General features: G+C 56.5%; 17 protein-coding genes. 11 read left to right on the plus strand and 6 right to left on the minus strand.

The window, feature by feature from the left end; genetic code table 11:
• Nucleotides 1–204: 204 nt before the first annotated feature.
• The 3 genes from K1718_RS23810 to K1718_RS23820 all read right to left on the minus strand — a co-directional run bounded on the left by K1718_RS23810 (nt 205) and on the right by K1718_RS23820 (nt 4,107).
• The gene (locus K1718_RS23810) at nt 205–1,677 is read right to left on the minus strand and encodes a sensor histidine kinase (RefSeq protein WP_265680603.1); all 1,473 of its coding nucleotides are present in this window, start codon (nt 1,675–1,677) and stop codon (nt 205–207) included.
• Nucleotides 1,678–1,728: 51 nt separating this feature from the next.
• Nucleotides 1,729–3,162 (minus strand): dihydrolipoyl dehydrogenase family protein, encoded by a 1,434-nt coding sequence (locus K1718_RS23815; protein WP_265680602.1) that lies wholly within the window; start codon nt 3,160–3,162, stop codon nt 1,729–1,731.
• A gap of 135 nt (nt 3,163–3,297) precedes the next feature.
• Nucleotides 3,298–4,107 (minus strand): TVP38/TMEM64 family protein, encoded by an 810-nt coding sequence (locus K1718_RS23820; RefSeq protein WP_152503450.1) that lies wholly within the window; start codon nt 4,105–4,107, stop codon nt 3,298–3,300.
• Nucleotides 4,108–4,440: 333 nt separating this feature from the next.
• Here K1718_RS23820 and rpmH point away from each other — a divergent pair, with 333 nt between their 5' ends.
• The 8 genes from rpmH to K1718_RS23860 all read left to right on the plus strand — a co-directional run bounded on the left by rpmH (nt 4,441) and on the right by K1718_RS23860 (nt 11,105).
• A complete protein-coding gene (gene rpmH / locus K1718_RS23825) occupies nt 4,441–4,575 on the plus strand; it encodes a 50S ribosomal protein L34 (protein ID WP_006934271.1) in 135 nt (44 codons plus the stop codon).
• Between the two features lie 59 nt (nt 4,576–4,634).
• Entirely contained in the window at nt 4,635–5,036 is a 402-nt protein-coding gene (gene rnpA / locus K1718_RS23830) for a ribonuclease P protein component (RefSeq protein WP_152503451.1), read from the plus strand.
• Nucleotides 5,037–5,042: 6 nt separating this feature from the next.
• The gene (yidC, locus tag K1718_RS23835) at nt 5,043–6,878 is read left to right on the plus strand and encodes a membrane protein insertase YidC (RefSeq protein WP_265680600.1); all 1,836 of its coding nucleotides are present in this window, start codon (nt 5,043–5,045) and stop codon (nt 6,876–6,878) included.
• A gap of 201 nt (nt 6,879–7,079) precedes the next feature.
• Nucleotides 7,080–7,760 (plus strand): CatB-related O-acetyltransferase, encoded by a 681-nt coding sequence (locus tag K1718_RS23840; RefSeq protein ID WP_265680599.1) that lies wholly within the window; start codon nt 7,080–7,082, stop codon nt 7,758–7,760.
• 10 nt (nt 7,761–7,770) lie between these two features.
• Nucleotides 7,771–8,418, plus strand: a complete 648-nt coding sequence (gene yihA, locus K1718_RS23845; RefSeq protein WP_265680597.1) for a ribosome biogenesis GTP-binding protein YihA/YsxC — start codon at nt 7,771–7,773, stop codon at nt 8,416–8,418.
• A gap of 118 nt (nt 8,419–8,536) precedes the next feature.
• Nucleotides 8,537–9,424 carry an acetylglutamate kinase gene (gene argB, locus K1718_RS23850; RefSeq protein ID WP_265680596.1) on the plus strand — a complete coding sequence of 296 codons (888 nt, stop codon included), beginning with the start codon at nt 8,537–8,539 and terminating at the stop codon, nt 9,422–9,424.
• Nucleotides 9,421–10,170, plus strand: a complete 750-nt coding sequence (locus tag K1718_RS23855) for a pyrimidine 5'-nucleotidase (RefSeq protein WP_152503456.1) — start codon at nt 9,421–9,423, stop codon at nt 10,168–10,170. The genes argB and K1718_RS23855 overlap by 4 nt, the downstream gene beginning before the upstream one ends.
• A gap of 71 nt (nt 10,171–10,241) precedes the next feature.
• The gene (locus K1718_RS23860) at nt 10,242–11,105 is read left to right on the plus strand and encodes a LysR substrate-binding domain-containing protein (RefSeq protein WP_152503457.1); all 864 of its coding nucleotides are present in this window, start codon (nt 10,242–10,244) and stop codon (nt 11,103–11,105) included.
• Nucleotides 11,106–11,248: 143 nt separating this feature from the next.
• On the opposite strand, the gene K1718_RS23865 is transcribed toward K1718_RS23860, so the two are convergent.
• On the minus strand, nt 11,249–12,040 hold the full coding sequence (locus K1718_RS23865; RefSeq protein ID WP_335343010.1) for a carbohydrate deacetylase: 792 nt from the start codon (nt 12,038–12,040) through the stop codon (nt 11,249–11,251).
• 223 nt (nt 12,041–12,263) lie between these two features.
• Between K1718_RS23865 and K1718_RS23870 the strand changes: the two genes are divergently transcribed.
• The 3 genes from K1718_RS23870 (at nt 12,264) to K1718_RS23880 (ending at nt 14,325) form a co-directional block, all read left to right on the plus strand.
• Complete coding sequence (locus K1718_RS23870; RefSeq protein WP_209006713.1) at nt 12,264–12,644, plus strand: hypothetical protein; 381 nt, start codon at nt 12,264–12,266, stop codon at nt 12,642–12,644.
• Between the two features lie 102 nt (nt 12,645–12,746).
• Nucleotides 12,747–13,259, plus strand: a complete 513-nt coding sequence (locus K1718_RS23875) for an aggregation factor core (RefSeq protein ID WP_265680595.1) — start codon at nt 12,747–12,749, stop codon at nt 13,257–13,259.
• A 301-nt stretch (nt 13,260–13,560) separates the two neighbouring features.
• Nucleotides 13,561–14,325, plus strand: coding sequence for a hypothetical protein (locus tag K1718_RS23880; protein ID WP_152503460.1), 765 nt, complete (start codon nt 13,561–13,563; stop codon nt 14,323–14,325).
• A 239-nt stretch (nt 14,326–14,564) separates the two neighbouring features.
• Here the strand turns inward: K1718_RS23880 and K1718_RS23885 are convergent, their stop codons facing one another.
• Nucleotides 14,565–16,070 (minus strand): TIGR01777 family oxidoreductase, encoded by a 1,506-nt coding sequence (locus tag K1718_RS23885; RefSeq protein ID WP_265680594.1) that lies wholly within the window; start codon nt 16,068–16,070, stop codon nt 14,565–14,567.
• The gene (locus K1718_RS23890) at nt 16,070–16,738 is read right to left on the minus strand and encodes a DUF4166 domain-containing protein (protein ID WP_247649289.1); all 669 of its coding nucleotides are present in this window, start codon (nt 16,736–16,738) and stop codon (nt 16,070–16,072) included. The genes K1718_RS23885 and K1718_RS23890 overlap by 1 nt, the downstream gene beginning before the upstream one ends.
• Nucleotides 16,739–16,759: the final 21 nt, after the last annotated feature.

Genomic DNA, 16,759 nt, shown 5'->3' on the forward strand with positions numbered 1-16,759 from the left:
GCCAGACTGGCATTTTCAGATGATCGTCTTGCGGTGTTCAGGGCCGCTTTGTGTGCCCCGGACAGGGCGCTTACCTACTGCGGACAGGCGGGGAATGCAAGGAACTTTTTGAACTTTTTTTCAAGGAATTGTCACATCCCAAGCAAAGCCCTTGATTTCCTTCGATCCACCGCTTGAAGCCAGGGATTGTACACAGCCTGCGCCTCAGATTGCACGATCGGGCACTTCAAGACAGAAACAGGTGCCGGGCCTTGTGTCATCGAGTTTGATCTTGCCGCCGTGTGCCTTCAGGAGCTCCGCAACGATAGCCAGGCCAAGCCCGATGCCACCCTGCTTGGACCCGGAGTGAAATGCCTTGAAGAGCGCCGATTTGATGTTGTCCGGGATGCCGGGGCCGGTGTCGGATACGGTCACATGAACGCATGTTCCCCTGCGCTCGGCTTCCAGCGTGATCCGCCGTACCAGCGTTTCGTCTTTTTCGGTTTCCAGGGCCTGAACTGCATTGCGAACAAGGTTGAGAAGAACACGGAAAATCTGCTCAGGATCCGCGTCGATCTCGATTTCGACCGGCACCTTGTTTTCAAAGGCCACGTTCTCATGATCCACCAGACCAAGCACGTCGGCGACATCGTCCCCTACCCGCTGCAACGCAAGGAGCCTGCGTTGCGGAGCGCTTTCCTGGGCCTTGCCGTAAGACATGACGGCCTGCGTGTAACCGACGGCGCGGTCAAGCGTTGCCAGGATCTTTGGAGCAAGTCGGCTGACCGTCGGGTCGGGTACATGTTCCAGGCGTTCCAGGAACAATTGCGCGGAGGCCAGAAGGTTTCTCAGGTCGTGATTGATCTTGGAAACCGCGAGACCAAGATCGGCAAGACGCTGCTTTTGGTGCAACGCCCTTGAAAGGGCCTCTTCCATGGCGGCAAGGCGGATTTCCGCGTCCCCAAGTTCGTCGCGACGGCCTGAAATGCGCATGATGCGCGAACTGTCTTCAGGACTTTCAGCAAAGCGTTCCATGGACCGCGTCAGCCGGCGCAGCGGCCTGATGAAGAGTGCACGCAGCGTGATGTAGACAAGGCTTGCCGTGATAACGGAGATCACCAGGGACAACGCCAAAATGCGCCCGGAAAAGGCCAGCATGTCCTGTTGAAGAAGCGCAATCGGCAGCACGACGTCGACACGCTCGGTGTGCCCCATCTGCCCGGCGCCAATCACCCGCATGACACCGTTGCCGCGATAGAAGAGCACCTCGAAACTGCCCACAATGGATGCCCAGGGGGTCACGTTGGCCATATCGATGACAACATCGACGTCACCGGGCACGTCGCTCATGGCAATCAGGCTGCGGCGCGTTCCCTGGTCAAGCGAGATCGCAACGGCGCCCGTGGTGCGCAAGAGCTCTTCCTGAAGCCGCGGCGCGATTGTGTTGGTCTCCGCCAGAACGGAGGCGGCCACGCCCGCGGTCGTCAAGCGATCCATCAGCCAGGTGTTGCGGAAGTTTGCTATCGACGGAACATAGATGAATACCTCGGCAAGCATGACGAACAGCACCGTCATCATCAACAGCTTGCCCGAAAGGCCACCGAACATATAGCGACCGACAAGATCGCTCTGGCCGGAGGAGCCGGCTTCATCTTTGGATGGGACAACCGACCCTTGCGGTGCGCCCTCATGCTTCATGTCTGATCTTCCCAAACTCGTCGGCCAATACGCGGCCCTTGCAGCAATCGACTATCCAAATTTGCGCAGCAAACCGATTGCGCGGCGCACCCAAACATTTTTCGGTGCATCCGCATAGTAGGAAATTGCGGCGCGGCGCACCAGCTCTCCCAGGGTCGGATAAGGTGAGATAAACCCGGCAAGATCTTTCATCGCCATCTTTTTTGACACAGCCAGCGAAAGGAGGTTGACGATTTCCCCGGCCTGAGCACCGACGATATCGGCACCCAGCAGCCGCCCGCCGGGTCCGGCAATCAGCTTGAGCTTTCCGATCGTCTCCCCTTCGGCAAGAGCCCGGTCATTGCGGTCATATTCCGCCGTGAGCACTTTGATCTTGTCGCCATGCTTCTTGAGCGCGTCAGCTTCGCTGAGACCGACATGACCAAGTTCCGGAGAGGTGTAGGTAACCCACGGAACAACATCATCGTTCATGGCAATCGGCAACCTGAAGAGGATAGACCGAATGACAAGACCGGCCTGATATCCCGCCACATGGGTGAATTGCAGTCCACCGGCAACATCACCGATTGCATAGACCTTGCGGTTGGTCGTGCGCAGTCCCTTGTCAACCTTGATGCCGCGCCGGTCAAAGTCGATACCTGCCTGCTCCAATCCAAGATTGTCGACATTCGGACGGCGACCAGCGGCAACCAGCAAGTGGCTAGCCGAAACCTCGATCTCCTCACCCGATTTGGTCTTGCCTTTCACCGTCACACCAGCGTCCGTTTCGGAAACTGCTTCAACGCCGGTTTCTTCCAGGATTTCGACACCGTCGCTTTTCAGCTGCGCCAGCACGACCCCGGCAAGTTCCGCATCATCCTTGCCAAGAGCTTTTGCGGCCTCAAAGACAGTCACCTTCGCGCCCAGCCGCCTGTGCGCCTGGGCCATTTCCAACCCGATCGGGCCGCCGCCGATTATGACGAGGTGATCCGGCTTTTCGCGCAACTCGAAAAGCGTCTCATTGGTCAGGTAGGGGACGCCGTCCAGGCCGGGGATCGGAGGAACAAGCGCGCTTGAGCCGGTTGCCACCACAAAACGGCGTGCCTTGATTTCCGTCTCCCCTGAAACAACTGTGTCGGGCGCAGTAAATCTTGCCTCGTCGCGCAGAACCGTCACACCCAGGCCCTCGAACCTTTCTTGCGAATCGTGAGGCTCGATTGCGGCGATGACATTGCGGACATGATCGTTTGCCTCGGCAAACTCAATGGTCGGTGGTGTGCCTGCATGGACGCCAAATTTTTCGCCCTTGACGTTTGCCTGCGCCGCCTTGCCGGCGGCAATCAGCGCCTTTGACGGTACGCAGCCATAGTTCAGGCAATCACCGCCCATCAGGCCCTTTTCGATGAGAACAACGTCGACCCCGAATGCAGCTGCAGCGGCCGCAACCGACAGGCCACCGGAACCGGCACCGATCACACAAATATCCGGGGTCAGCACATTCGCCATATCAGTATCCATTTAATTGAGTTTTTATTGCCCTGGCTAGGGTGGGAGGGATCAAGCCGTGTACTTGGTGCTCGGCACGATCTGGTCGGCATGCCCGAAAGGCCTGGCTCGGTTTTTCATCCGGGATCCGCTTTCTCACCGCCCGCGCAATTTCTTCATGACAACGGGAATGAGGCTGGCCAGTCCGAGGGCGAAAAAGGCGGCAAGCAACTGCGGTGTCACGAGTGCGGAAATATCGACCTGGCATGTGCCGGCAGCTGCACAGCCGGGATCCGCAGCCTCCTGGGCTTCGATGACACTGTCGAGCCCGGACCCGATAAAGGCGAAGGCAAAAGTGCCCGGAACGATACCAATAAAGGTCGCCAGCGCGTAAGACGGCAAAGCCATCTGAAAGATCGCCGGCGCAATATTGACAAGCCAGAAGGGGAAAAGGGGTGTCAGCCGCAGGAACAGGAGATAGTTGAAGGCGTCCTTGCGAAACCCTTCGGCAAGTTTCGACAAGAACGGCCCTGCACGTTTGGTCAGAACCTCGCCGATCGATGAACGGGCCACGAGAAACAGCGCGCAGGCACCGATCGTGGCGCCAAAGACCGTTGCAAAGCCACCGACTATCCAGCCGAACAGAAAGCCACCGGCAATCGTCAGGAGCGATGCACCGGGAAAGGAAAGTGCAACAGCAATGGTGTAGATCGCGACATAGGCGAGAATCGCCAGAACGATGTTCTGGTCGACGAAGGCCGCAAGTTCCTGTCGCTCCATGATCAGGTTGGACAAGGTCAACTGCTTGTGCAGCCCTTGCGAAAATGCCAGCACCATCAGTCCAACGAGCACGGCAACCGGAAGCCATCTCTTGACGGACGCGAACACAGAACGATCCGCCGTTGAAACGACTGGCGGGTCCTGGTCCTTTTCTGCTGTCATGGTTTTGGCCTCGTCCCCCGACATACCTGTTCCTGCTTTATCTTTTTTGCTGGGCGCTTGCCCGTGACTTGTTACAAATATGCAGATGTACCTTAAATCTTCTAAAAAGAAGCGTGGATCACCGATAAGTGACGCTTTCCCGCCTTCGGTTCACCTGTACGTGATCGGGTGAATTTCTTCAGAATTTTGACACGCAAAGTTGACTTGCGGCTGCATGGACCGTATAAGCGCGCTCGATCGGGACATGCATTCGGACCCAAGGCTTATAGAGCCGCGCTCTTCAAGCGCTTCGAGTGCTTCCTCCATAGAATTTATAAATGAACAAGGGCCGCGCAGTAAGCAGCGCGGGGAAGAACAATGAAGCGTACGTATCAACCGAGCCGTCTTGTCCGCAAGCGCCGCCACGGCTTCCGCGCACGTATGGCCACCAAAAACGGTCGTCAGGTGCTTGCTCGCCGCCGCGCAAAGGGCCGCAAGAGCCTTAGCGCTTAATCGGCGCCCTGCCCGCAGCGCGCCGGGTTGGCGGCGTCTGCCAACACCAATCCGCGGCTATGGACACACTTAAAAAGCGCTCCGAATTCCTGGCGGTCGCCAAAGGCGGCCGGCTGGGTCGGCGCGCTTTTGTCGTTCAGGGGCTGGAGCGAAAGAGCAATGATGCACCGCGTGTGGGCTACACGGTCACGAAGAAGACCGGTAATTCCGTCGCACGCAGCCGGATCAAAAGGCGCCTCAGGGCGGCCATTGCCGAGCTCGACACCAAAGAAATTCCGCAAAACGCCGATTTTGTGCTGGTTGCACGCTCAAGTGCGCTCACTCTTCCCTTTCAAAATCTCGTTGCAGACCTTAAATCTGGCCTAGGCCAAGTCTTGGATCCGGGGACGCCACGCGGACGGGGAAAGCCGCGCCGGGGACCAAAGCAAGCGCAAACGACATCGCGCAGGAAACAGGGGTAACTCCAGTTGACGTCAGATAACCGAAATACGATTCTCGCGGTCGTTCTGTCCCTGATTGTTCTGATTGGCTGGCAGATGTTCATCGCCGTGCCTTATCAAGAACGCCAACAGGCAGACCTTGAGGCCCAGCAGCGCGCGCAAGGCACAAGCCAGACGGCAGCGACCGGAGTCAATCCGGATGCACCGCAACCGTCAACGGCCACCCCAGGCGCCGGAACCACTGCGCCGGGTCAAACAGCGGGCGGGCAGGTCAATTTCGCCAATCGCGACCAGGCCCTTGCCGCTTCCCAGCGCGTGGTCATCGACACGCCCCGCCTTGAAGGATCGATCAGTCTGACCGGCGGCCGGCTGGATGACCTGCGTTTGAAGGACTATCACGAGACAGTCGACAAGAGCAGCCCAACCATTGTGCTGTTTTCGCCCAAGGGCAGCCCCACGCCTTATTACACCGACTACGGCTGGGTCGCCGATCCGGGTGCCGAGGTCACACTCCCGGGACCTGACACGCTCTGGTCCGTTGAAGGCTCTGCATCCCTCACGCCAACCACGCCTCTTACGCTGTCCTGGGACAATGGCGAAGGCCTGACCTTCAAGCGGACCTATTCGGTCGACGAGAACTACATGTTCACCGTCGATCAATCCGTTGAGAACGCCTCGTCAAACGAGGTCACGCTCTATCCGTATGGATTGATTGCCCGCAACGGCATTCCGGAAACCAGCGGCATCTGGATCCTGCATGAGGGGCTTCTCGGGGTCTTCGGTGAAGAAGGCCTTCAGGAAGTCGATTATTCCGACCTTGAAGACGAAGGCTCTGTCCGCCCGGCCAAAGTCGACCAGGGTTGGCTCGGCATCACCGACAAATACTGGGCCGCAACACTGATTCCCGTTCCGGGTCAGGAATTCCAACCCGGCTTCAGCCATTCGGCAGCGACCGGAAATTTCCAGGCCGACTATCTCGGCAATGGCGTGGTTGTTGCCGCAGGTGGCAGCGGAGAAACCAGCTCCTATCTCTTTGCAGGTGCCAAGGAGACCAAGCTCCTGGATGCTTACGAGGAAGCCCTCAGCATCAAGCAGTTCGAACTTCTGATCGACTGGGGCTGGTTCTACTTTCTGACCAAGCCGATGTTCTTTGCCATCGACTACTTCTTCCACCTGATCGGCAACTTCGGTGTGGCCATTCTCGTGGTGACGGTGTTGATCAAACTGGTCTTCTTCCCGCTCGCCAACAAGTCCTACGTGTCGATGAGCAAGATGAAACTTGTTCAGCCGCAGATGACCGAAATACGCGAAAAATACGCGGACGACCGTCAAAAGCAGCAGCAGGCATTAATGGAGCTCTACAAGCAGGAAAAGATCAACCCGTTGGCAGGCTGTCTGCCGATCCTGATTCAGATCCCCGTCTTCTTTGCGCTCTACAAGGTCCTGTTCGTCACGATCGAAATGCGCCATGCGCCCTTCTTCGGCTGGATCCAGGATCTTTCGGCGCCAGATCCGACCTCACTTTTCAATCTCTTCGGACTGATCCCCTGGGACCCACCGCAACTGCTTATGCTCGGCGTGTGGCCGCTGATCATGGGCATCACCATGTTCGTCCAGATGAAAATGAACCCGGCTCCGCCCGATCCCACTCAGCAGATGATCTTCACCTGGATGCCTGTCGTGTTCACTTTCATGCTGGCATCTTTCCCAGCCGGACTGGTGATCTACTGGGCCTGGAACAACTCGCTCTCGATTGCCCAGCAATATGTGATCATGCGCCGGCAAGGTGCCAAAGTTGAGCTTTGGGACAATCTCGGCGCCATGTTCAAGAAAAAGAAACCGGCCGCAAACGACAAGAGCTAGAGGGGCTGACAAGTCCTGGTTGAACTGCTAAACACCAAGGCCTCGCCAACTGGCGGGGCCTTTTTTGTTCTTAGAGGAGTGCATCGACCAATGATCCGATGAAGCAAGACCTGACCAACAAGGCGAAGTCGCCGGCCGGCAGGTCGTCCGCGCAATCAGCGCAGTTCTCTCTTCCCTTGAATCTTGCCAATTGGAGGTCACATGCACGGCCCATCCCCTGATACACTTCATCCATTCAAAGGCGAACCGCACACGGTTTTCCTTAAAAACACGATCACGCGACCGAATATCGAGGTTGGCGACTATTCCTATTACCATGATGCACAGGACGCGACCGATTTTGAGAATCGCAACGTACGGTATCATTTTGAATTCATCGGTGACCGGTTGAAAATCGGCAGGTTCTGCGCGCTTGCACAGGGCACCACCTTCATCATGAACGGCGCCAACCATGCGATGACCGGGTTTTCGACCTATCCCTTCCACATCTTTGATGAGGCCTGGCATGAGCAATTCGAACCGGGCAGCATTTTCGACCACCTGCGTGGTGATACGCTTGTTGAGAACGATGTCTGGTTCGGCACCAATGCCACGGTAATGCCAGGTGTCACAATTTGCTCAGGCGCTATCATAGGTGCCCATTCCGTGGTCGCATCGGATGTGCCGCCCTACGCAATCGTCGTAGGCAACCCGGCACGCGTCGTCAGGCTTCGCTTTGACGAAGCAACAATTGAGCGACTGCTGGAAATTGCCTGGTGGAATTGGCCAATAGCCAAGGTCAGCCGGCATCTGAGAGCCATCTGGGGTGCCGACATTGCCGCCCTCGAACGCGCTGAGTGCGAGCCAGAAGGTGATCTCGACGTGAAAGCTGAAGCAGGGTAGAAGGCCGGTCATGACAGACGATCAAGACTTTTCTCCTGAAGATCTGGAGGCGGGCAGATTGCTTTTTGCTCGCCCCTGGGAGTTTCTGACCAGCGTAACCGACATGGCCAATCTGCCGGATGCGGCGGAAGCGGAAATTGCATTTGCAGGACGCTCCAATGTGGGCAAATCCAGCCTGATCAACGCCCTGACGGGGCGAAAGGGACTGGCACGGACATCGTCGACGCCCGGGCGAACCCAGATGCTGAACTTCTTTGTCGCGCCGGACACACCACTGACGATCGTCGACATGCCCGGCTATGGTTATGCCCAAGCGCCCAAGGAGCTTGTCGAAGCCTGGACCCAACTCGTGTTTTCCTACCTCAGGGGCCGCCCTAACCTTCGCCGGGTCATCCTGTTGATCGACAGCCGCCACGGCATCAAGAAAAACGACCTTGAAGCGATGGACCTGCTCGACAAGGCAGCTGTTGTCTATCAGGTGGTTCTGACCAAGGCTGACAAGATCAAGCCTCCACAGCTGAAACGTCTGATCGCCGACACCCAGGCCGCCCTTGCAAAACGCGTTGCCGCGCACCCGCAGATCATCGCCACATCTTCAGAGAAGAACCACGGGGTCGATGAGCTGCGCGCCGAACTCTGCCTGCTGGCCAATCAATAGTAACAGCACGATTGTGCCGCCAAGCACGCGGAGCTGGAGATTGTGAACACCCGGCAAACCAGCTATAGCAGGGATCCTTCGCGTTCCGTTCCGAGAAGTTGTTGAGTATTCCACACCTATGACCACCCCCGAAACCGCCAATCGCGCTCATATCATTGCTCACGCGCTGCCCTATATGCAGCGCTACGACAACAAGACCGTTGTCGTGAAATATGGCGGCCACGCCATGGGTGATCCCGAGTTGGGCCAGGCGTTTGCGCGCGACATTACATTGCTGCGCCAATCAGGCGTCAATCCGGTCGTGGTTCATGGGGGCGGCCCGCAGATCGGCAAGATGCTGCAAAGGCTCAACATCGTCAGCGAATTCAAGGGCGGCCTGAGGGTCACCGACAAGGCAACGGTTGAAGTTGTTGAAATGGTGCTCGCCGGTGCCATCAACAAAGAAATCGTTCAAATGATCAACTCCGAGGGTGGCCGGGCCGTCGGATTATGCGGCAAGGACGGAAATCTCGTAACGGCGCGCAAACTGCAGCGAACCGTGGTCGATCCCGACAGCAATATCGAAAGCGTTGTGGATCTGGGTTTTGTCGGCGAACCGGCCAATGTGAATCCGACAGTACTCAGGCTGGTTCTGAAGGAAGATATCATTCCGGTCATAGCACCGGTTGCCCCGGGTGAGGACGGAGAAACCTACAACATCAATGCCGACACCGCAGCCGGTGCTATCGCCGGGGCGCTGAATGCCACGCGTCTGCTGTTCCTGACAGATGTGCCGGGCGTTCTCGACAAGGACGGCAAGCTTATCAAACAGCTGACGGTCGCCAATGCTCGGGCGTTGATCGCCGACGGCACGATTTCAGGCGGCATGATACCCAAGGTCGAAACCTGCATTGAAGCGCTCGACCGGGGCGTGGAAGGGGTTGTGATTCTGAACGGCAAGGTTTCGCATGCTGTGCTTCTGGAGCTGTTCACAGATGGCGGCGCCGGAACGTTGATCAAACCGTGACGGGAAAACGCCCCCTGCCCCATGAGGGCCCGCACGCGCACCGTCATGACCTCCGCCTCTTTCAGGGAGTCGAAGCCTGGATCTTTGATCTCGATAACACGCTTTATCCCCATGATGCGGACCTGTTCTCGCAGATCAACGAACAGATCGCGCAGTTTGTTCAAGACCTGCTGGGACTTCCGCGTGAGGAGGCGATGGCGCACCAGAAAGCGCTTTATCACGCACATGGAACGACGCTGCGTGGCCTGATGAGCGAGCACAGCATCGACCCTGATGCCTATCTCCGCTTCGTTCATGACATTGATTATTCAAACCTGGCGCCGAACCCAGAACTCGGTGGCGCGATTGAAGCCTTGCCGGGCAAGAAGTTCATTTTCACCAATGGCGACCGCCCGCATGCGGAGCGAACCGCAGCTGCACTTGGCATTTCCGATCATTTTGAAGATATCTTCGACATTGTGTCAGCGGACCTGATTCCGAAACCAAACCGGGAAACCTACGACAAGTTTCTGGAGCGAACCGGCGTGTCGTCTGCCCGCTCAGCCATGTTCGAGGACCTTTCAAAGAACCTGAAAGTGCCGCACCAACTCGGCATGTGCACGACACTGATCGTGCCAACCGGTTCCAGGGAACTCTTTCGCGAAAGTTGGGACATGGAAGGCGATCCCTATCCGCACGTGGACTTCGCTACCGATGATCTGACCGGATTCTTAAAATCCGTCCTGGGTGCTCTGGCACAAGCCTGATCTGCGGCTCTGGTGGTCAGGTGCCAACTTCGTTAGATTGAGGAAAACTCAACGACGGAGTTCAACCGCTCATGGCGTCCCTGCGCGCACTTCACGCCTTTTCCCTGTTGGCCCGCCATGGCCGCGCCGCTATGGCAGCGGAAAAACTCGGTGTCTCTCCCTCCGCATTGTCACACCTGATGCGCAAGCTTGAGAGTGAGCTTGGCGCGACACTCGTCAATCGGGATGGGCGCGGCCTGACACTGACGGAGGAAGGGCAACGGCTTGCACTGAGCCTTGGTGATGCGTTCGACCGCATTGAAGAGGCCGTCGACAGTTTCAAGCGGCGTGGACGTACCGAACTCAGGATCAGCACGGTTTCGACATTCGCTACCCGTTGGCTAATCCCGCGTTTGCCCTCCTTTCAGGCGAGCCAACCGGATGTTGAGCTGCTGCTGTCGGCCTCAACGCGCATGGTCGATCTCGACCGCGAGAACTACGATTGTGCCATTCGGCTGGGAACCGGCAACTGGCCCAGCGTTGAAAGCCACCTGCTTTGGCAAGAGCATTTGGCGGTTGCCCTTGCACCTGCCCTGTTAAGCGGCAAGGATCCGGCCGATCCGGACATTCTGCTCAAATTGAGGCTGCTCCACAGCGCGTCCAGACGCAACGATTGGACAATCTGGCTGGATGCTGCCGGCCTAAGCCACCCGGATCTGAATTCCGGAATGGTCCTGCAAAGCCGGGACCTTGCCATCCAGGCTGCCATAGCAGGAATGGGAGCTATCGTGATCGACAGGCGGTTTGTCTCGCAGGAACTTGAAGCCGGGCATTTGATCATGCCGGACTGGAAGGTGCTTGAGCTGGAGACCGGTTACTGGTTTGCCCGATCACCTGCTCGAACGCTGACCCGGCCAGTGGCAGCTTTTCGGGACTGGCTCCAGACAACAGACTGAATTTCGCTCCGTTTTGTCTCGGTTCAAACTGACGGCGAATATCCCTTTTCCAGAAAACTTGTGCTGGTCTATGGGGCTATCAAACGACGGCCTTTGCCAAGGCACGGCATTAGACTGCAAGAAAGCAGGCACCATTAAAAAACCTAGAGATCACGGTAGCTGATCAAGTCAGTTCCCAGTCTTTGGATCGTTTCACGGACAAGAGGGCTTTTCAGCGTTTCAAGGCACGTCCTTCTGTCCTGATCGACGTCCTCATAACCACGATGCCCCAACAAGCCGAGTTCATCGGATTGAACGGCTGGATGATCGATAAATATGTAAGTGCCCGCACTCAATCCTGCCAAGTTCTCGCAAAACGCCGATACACGATCATCAGTCATGCGCGGTGTCGGGGGATACCCTTGAAAGCGTGGAAGCCCGTGTCCGAACGCATCATCCTTCAAGCCGAACTCCTCGCAAAGGCCGCTCACGATTTCACTGAACCGGGGATCAAAGTCTGCAAAATGCCTGACCATATGAGCACTGACGTGACTTGCGCTGCGAAACGTACGTACGCCCAGTTCGATTTGCGCTCGAAATTCTGCAACGACCTCGTCGAAACACCAATCAACATCTTGCAAGGCGCAGCGTTCGTCCCTTGCCCGCGGTGACAGAAGCGGATGGAAATTCCCGGAACTATCGACAAGGCTCCTGGCGGCCGTCAGGGGACGCCACTTGATGCGATCCCACTCGCTTGTGAGCGTCAGGTGGATGCCGATGTCAATCTGAGGCCGCTGATTGAAAATTTCGGCGGCGTGCGGAATCCATGCACATGGCATCATGACCTCAACGCTGCGGGCAATCCCGTTGAGGCAGGCATCAAGGCACCCCTCATTTGATGCCAGGCACGATCCTGCATCATCAGCTCTTACAAGCAATCTGACAGCTGAAGACAAAGGCTCTAATCCTCATTGACTGATTGCAGCCTAAGCCCGTACCGCACAAAACAGGGTAAAAATGATTGCCATATATTGTCACACCGCATGCTTTGAACCTGCTGTTCAGACCGCTGCAGTCAGTTCATTCCCTTGCGTTAGCCTTTGAATAACCTCATACTCTTGAACTGCGCCGGCACGAAAGAAACTAAAACTGCCGGTGAGGTTTCATTGGGGGGATAATATGCGCAAGGGGCTGGTGAGCGCCGCTTTTTTGGTGTTCTCATTTGTTTATCTCGTCACCGGCGTTGTACCTGTTTCGGCAGAAACGCTGATGTGGCGATTTGAAAGCAAGCATTCAAAAATCGTGGATGTTGAACTTTATTCAGACAGCCGGCGCGGACATGTCTGGCCCGGCAACAACAAGATTTACGTGCTCGACGATTACTCCGTCAAAACGATCAGCATCTCGTGCCGGAGCGGCGAGAAGATCTGCTACGGCGCCTGGGTTCGCAACCGGTCGAACCTTTATTGGGGCGTCGGTTACAAGAACCGGAACCGTTGCTCAAGCTGCTGTTACACCTGCAATGGTGGCCAGACCAAGGTGATCGTTCTCAACCCGTAAGGTTACGAGCGGCAACTATGCCAATACCGGTGGCTATGCGATGATCCGCTTTCAGCAGCGGGACGTATCTCGAGCATTGTTTGTTTTATGCTGGAGGCCGTCATGAATTTCACAAAGCACCTCGCGGTAACGTCGATTGCAACCGCTGCGCTCTTGTTGTCGAGTGCCGCCCAAGCCGATTTGCGCGTCGATTTTAAAGAAGGCGCTCCCAAGGACGCGTTTCGGTTCGAAAACATCGGAGTGTGTTCCATAACCAATTCATCCATCACACTTGACCTTGCAACGTCTTCGGCTGGTCTGATTTTTGACGTCACGAACCAAGGGGCCGGCGTCGAAGTGTTCCAACCGTTCGAACTGATCGAGGGGGCCGATGCTCTGGCAAAAGTACCCGATGTGCTGGACGGCCAGACAAAGATCGAACTGAGCATTTCAGATCTTGCCCCAGGCGCGGCAATCGCCTTCACGATCGATGTTGATGATACGAAGGGACAGCGGGCCATCACCGTTTCCGGCTCTGAAATCGAAGGGGCGACGGTCATATACCGGAACGACAAAGAAAAAGCCCTTGCGACGTTTTCTTCCGTTGCACGCGCAAGCGTCACCCGTGCGTGTTAGCGCACAACACAGCCTACCCACGATATCGGGACACCTCGCCTGCTGTTAGCCGCAAACGTGAAACCGGGTTCTCTCGACCCGAAAAGTCATTGGCGTTAAGGTATGCGTTCATAATAATCTGCGTTCCGGCCGCTCGGTGAACGATTGTGCTCAAGGCGCAAACAGCGAAGAAACCCAGATTGGTTTGCGGGCTTTCACAGCGCGGTCAATCCCCTTTATCGGGCGATCCTAGGGATGCCGCCGGACCTTACACGGGCATGCAAACAGCCTTTAGCGGACCGCGCAAAGGAGTGCTTCGGTTATGTTTTGGGATAAAATAGAACCGGTCATTACAGCGCCTCTCCAAGACGCCATCGATAATTCCTACGTGGTTTTCGGTCGGTACCGCCTTACCGGGACGATTGTCTACTGCGATTGCCCCTCATGCATGACACCTGAGGTTGCCGCAAAACTATCCAGCCTTCCCTTGAAGGATATCGGTGTCGATCTGCTGTCGGAATACACCAACTCCGCACACGGCTACAACAGGGACCAGATAGAGACTGAATTCAAATATTTTTTGCCAAAATACTTTGACCTGATCGGACACTGCCAACCACCCTCTTACCTGGATCTGGAAGTCTGTCTGACAAGGCTGAAAGGCTATCGCGACGTATGGCCGGAAACCGAGAAAGAGGCGGTTGATGCATTCTTCGATGCTTTTCTGGAAGCCTGTCTTCAACAGGGCCGCCTTCTGGAATGGCCCGTTGGCCTTAGGCTGGAATTCGATATCGGAAGCGTGCTTGCAATGATCGTTCTGGCGGGTGGCGACCTGAACAAGGCACTTGAGATCATTGATCGTAACACCGGTGCCCTGGTGGCGGTTCATCTGGCGAGTCTTCGTATGGAGCTCGGCTCAAAGGATGGTACCGTATATTACGACAACGCGTTTCTGGAAGACCACCCGGATGCGGCGAAGCGGATTGGCAGCTGGCTTCAACGCGACTGCGTCACGGAACGTATTCTGGCTGCGCCAGACGCACTTGGCCGACCGGAATATGATGACATCCTATGCAACGGCTTGTAGCTCGATTTGTAAGTGCCACTCCCAAGGCGTAACCGATTTCAGCGTGCCCTCAACAGCTGCGACAAGCAAAATATCGGACCGACGGATCAAACACCCAAACCCTGGTTTTCACTGTCACACTTCATTGTCACACCAAACGACACGTTTTTCTGCAAATCATGGCCGCACCCACCAAAGGCGCTGTCTCATCGGACACCCCGTGACGCCTTCTATCGCAGCAGGCCAACAAGAAGCTTCTCCTATGGTGCAGATCTCGCTGGAGACCGGCCATCTTGACCCACGCTGCCTGGCCGCGGTTTCCTGGCTCCGGCAACTGCCAACAGCATCGGTTCCATTTGTGGGTGGCGGAACCTGAAACCTGACCTTGTCAGTTTGGCCGGAACAACGCGCTGACCTCCCAGCATGGTCTCCCGGCCCATATCCCCAAGCGTGCCGGACAAAAGCCATGCGGGGAAATGCAGTAACGCGATCCGGTGTAGCGCTTGAGCAAGTGCCTGAGTGAATTCAACGTTCCGAACGGGTTCAGGCGCTGTGGCATTGACAACACCCCTCAAGCTGGTGTCAGACATCGCACGAACAATGACGCGGATCAGGTCATCATGCTCGATCCAGGACATCCATTGCCGGCCCGTCCCCATCACACCTCCTCCGAAGAACTCGAATGGCGTCAAGAGCCTCGCGAGCATGCCACCTTCCACGCCAAGGACGAGACCGATCCGGAGGATGACAACACGAACATTTAACTGGCCGATTGCAGCCGCTGACCGTTCCCATTGATCGCATACTTCATGGACGAATGCGGGATCTGGATCGGCGTCTTCCGTAAGAAGCTCATCTCCGCGAAGACCGTACCAGCCAACCGCAGATCCACTGACAAAACAGGCCGGTTTGCGGTCCAATCGTCTGATGAGCTCTTGAAGTGCTTTCGTGGTCTTAACCCGTGAGTTGACGATCCGAGCCCGTTTTCTTGCCGTCCAGAGGCCGTTTGCCACAGGCTCTCCTGCAAGGTTCACGATAGCGTCCAAACGGTCTGCGTTGTGAATTTGATCAAGGCTCGTAATCACGCGAACGGGATGCGCAAGCTCATCAAGACCCTTCAGATTTCGGGTCAGAACGGTGACATAATGGCCGGAAACGACGAGGCATTCCACAAGCCGCCTGCCGACAAACCCCGTCCCGCCAGTGACCAAAATATGCTGGCGCGGCGGCAGGCCTGCGGCCAGGGCAGCCGCGTTCCCCCTTTCAAGTCTTTCGCTTCTGGTAGCCGCCAGCAAATCACGCGCACTGAAAAGGCCGACCCCCAGGGCTGCCAGAGTTGCCATCACGCTCCACCAACCATAATTGGCTGGGTAAATCGCGGTGGAACGCAATGACCATTCCCAGAGAACCGGCGCGGCCAGAGCTAGAATTGCACCGTAGTTCAATGCCAGCAAAGTGTGGTTGATGCGCTCGGTCCACGGCAGTTTGCGCGTCAGATCCTCTTCGACAAAGTCCCAAAGCGTTATCAGCACTTCAAGGAAGAGAATGAACGACAGGGCCACTGTGAAAAATCCATGTGGCTCGGTCCAACCGAAACACAGGAAGATTATTGCGTAGAAGAAATTGCGGATACTGTGCAAACGCAATTCCGTTTTCTGGGATGTGCGCCAGGCCAGCCGCTCGCTGCCTTCGTGATGCACAATCGTGTCGAAACCACCCATGAAAATCTGAACGGAAATCAAAGACCAGAGCAAGGGACTGTCCATCAGTCGTCCTCCATATCATGAAATAGCGCGTCCTGCTGGATCAGCTCACCGAACAGACGGCTCTTCAAAGACAGCGAAAACACGAAACTCTTCTTTCCAAGATCACGGTGGGTGATGGTCAGCTTGCCGGGCGCAAACCAGACCGGCAGGCACAAACGTGCTGCACCTAACTGCACAAAGTAATGATCGCTTTCAAAAATGAGCCCCTCTTTGGAGGCACTTACCTGTAAGGCGATCCCGATCCCTGCCCCAATGTATTCTTCGATGCCTGTCGGTCCGCCAAAACGCTTCGAGCTGTGAATGACCTGAGGAAAGCCAGCGGCGCGTCCATATTGACGGACCCAGAACTGACCATCACCTGCAATGTCTTCGGTTACCGACACGACCGCGGGTTGATTGGCCGACGACAGGTCGAAGGGCAGCGGACCACCTACCAAACGCGCAACCTGGGCCAGCAATCGCCCGACAAGGTTCATTCGGATCGAGACCACCCGCCCCTGGTAGACGACACTCGCGCCGTTGCTGAGCCGTTTGCCAAATCGGCGTTTGACCGAAGATGGAAGTGCAGACCAGGCCGCGTCGCCCAGAAGGTCGCTAAAGCGACGATCCTGATACGTTTTCGGCATCGGGTTTGCCACATCGCGTAAAGCTGAGTTGTCCTTCCTCACTTTATGCACTCCCTCCTGTTG

Origin of the sequence: Roseibium porphyridii (assembly GCF_026191725.2) — a bacterium.
Taxonomy (GTDB): domain Bacteria; phylum Pseudomonadota; class Alphaproteobacteria; order Rhizobiales; family Stappiaceae; genus Roseibium; species Roseibium porphyridii.

Bases quoted from the DNA above. Each gene is read 5' to 3' on its own strand.
- K1718_RS23860 (WP_152503457.1), top strand. From the start codon at position 10,242: ATGGCGTCCCTGCGCGCACTTCACGCCTTTTCCCTGTTGGCCCGCCAT.
- K1718_RS23875 (WP_265680595.1), top strand. From the start codon at position 12,747: ATGAATTTCACAAAGCACCTCGCGGTAACGTCGATTGCAACCGCTGCG.
- K1718_RS23815 (WP_265680602.1), bottom strand. From the start codon at position 3,162: ATGGCGAATGTGCTGACCCCGGATATTTGTGTGATCGGTGCCGGTTCC.
- K1718_RS23840 (WP_265680599.1), top strand. From the start codon at position 7,080: ATGCACGGCCCATCCCCTGATACACTTCATCCATTCAAAGGCGAACCG.
- argB (WP_265680596.1), top strand. From the start codon at position 8,537: ATGACCACCCCCGAAACCGCCAATCGCGCTCATATCATTGCTCACGCG.
- K1718_RS23885 (WP_265680594.1), bottom strand. From the start codon at position 16,070: ATGGACAGTCCCTTGCTCTGGTCTTTGATTTCCGTTCAGATTTTCATG.
- yihA (WP_265680597.1), top strand. From the start codon at position 7,771: ATGACAGACGATCAAGACTTTTCTCCTGAAGATCTGGAGGCGGGCAGA.
- K1718_RS23870 (WP_209006713.1), top strand. From the start codon at position 12,264: ATGCGCAAGGGGCTGGTGAGCGCCGCTTTTTTGGTGTTCTCATTTGTT.
- rpmH (WP_006934271.1), top strand. From the start codon at position 4,441: ATGAAGCGTACGTATCAACCGAGCCGTCTTGTCCGCAAGCGCCGCCAC.
- K1718_RS23880 (WP_152503460.1), top strand. From the start codon at position 13,561: ATGTTTTGGGATAAAATAGAACCGGTCATTACAGCGCCTCTCCAAGAC.
- K1718_RS23820 (WP_152503450.1), bottom strand. From the start codon at position 4,107: ATGTCGGGGGACGAGGCCAAAACCATGACAGCAGAAAAGGACCAGGAC.
- K1718_RS23810 (WP_265680603.1), bottom strand. From the start codon at position 1,677: ATGAAGCATGAGGGCGCACCGCAAGGGTCGGTTGTCCCATCCAAAGAT.
- rnpA (WP_152503451.1), top strand. From the start codon at position 4,635: ATGGACACACTTAAAAAGCGCTCCGAATTCCTGGCGGTCGCCAAAGGC.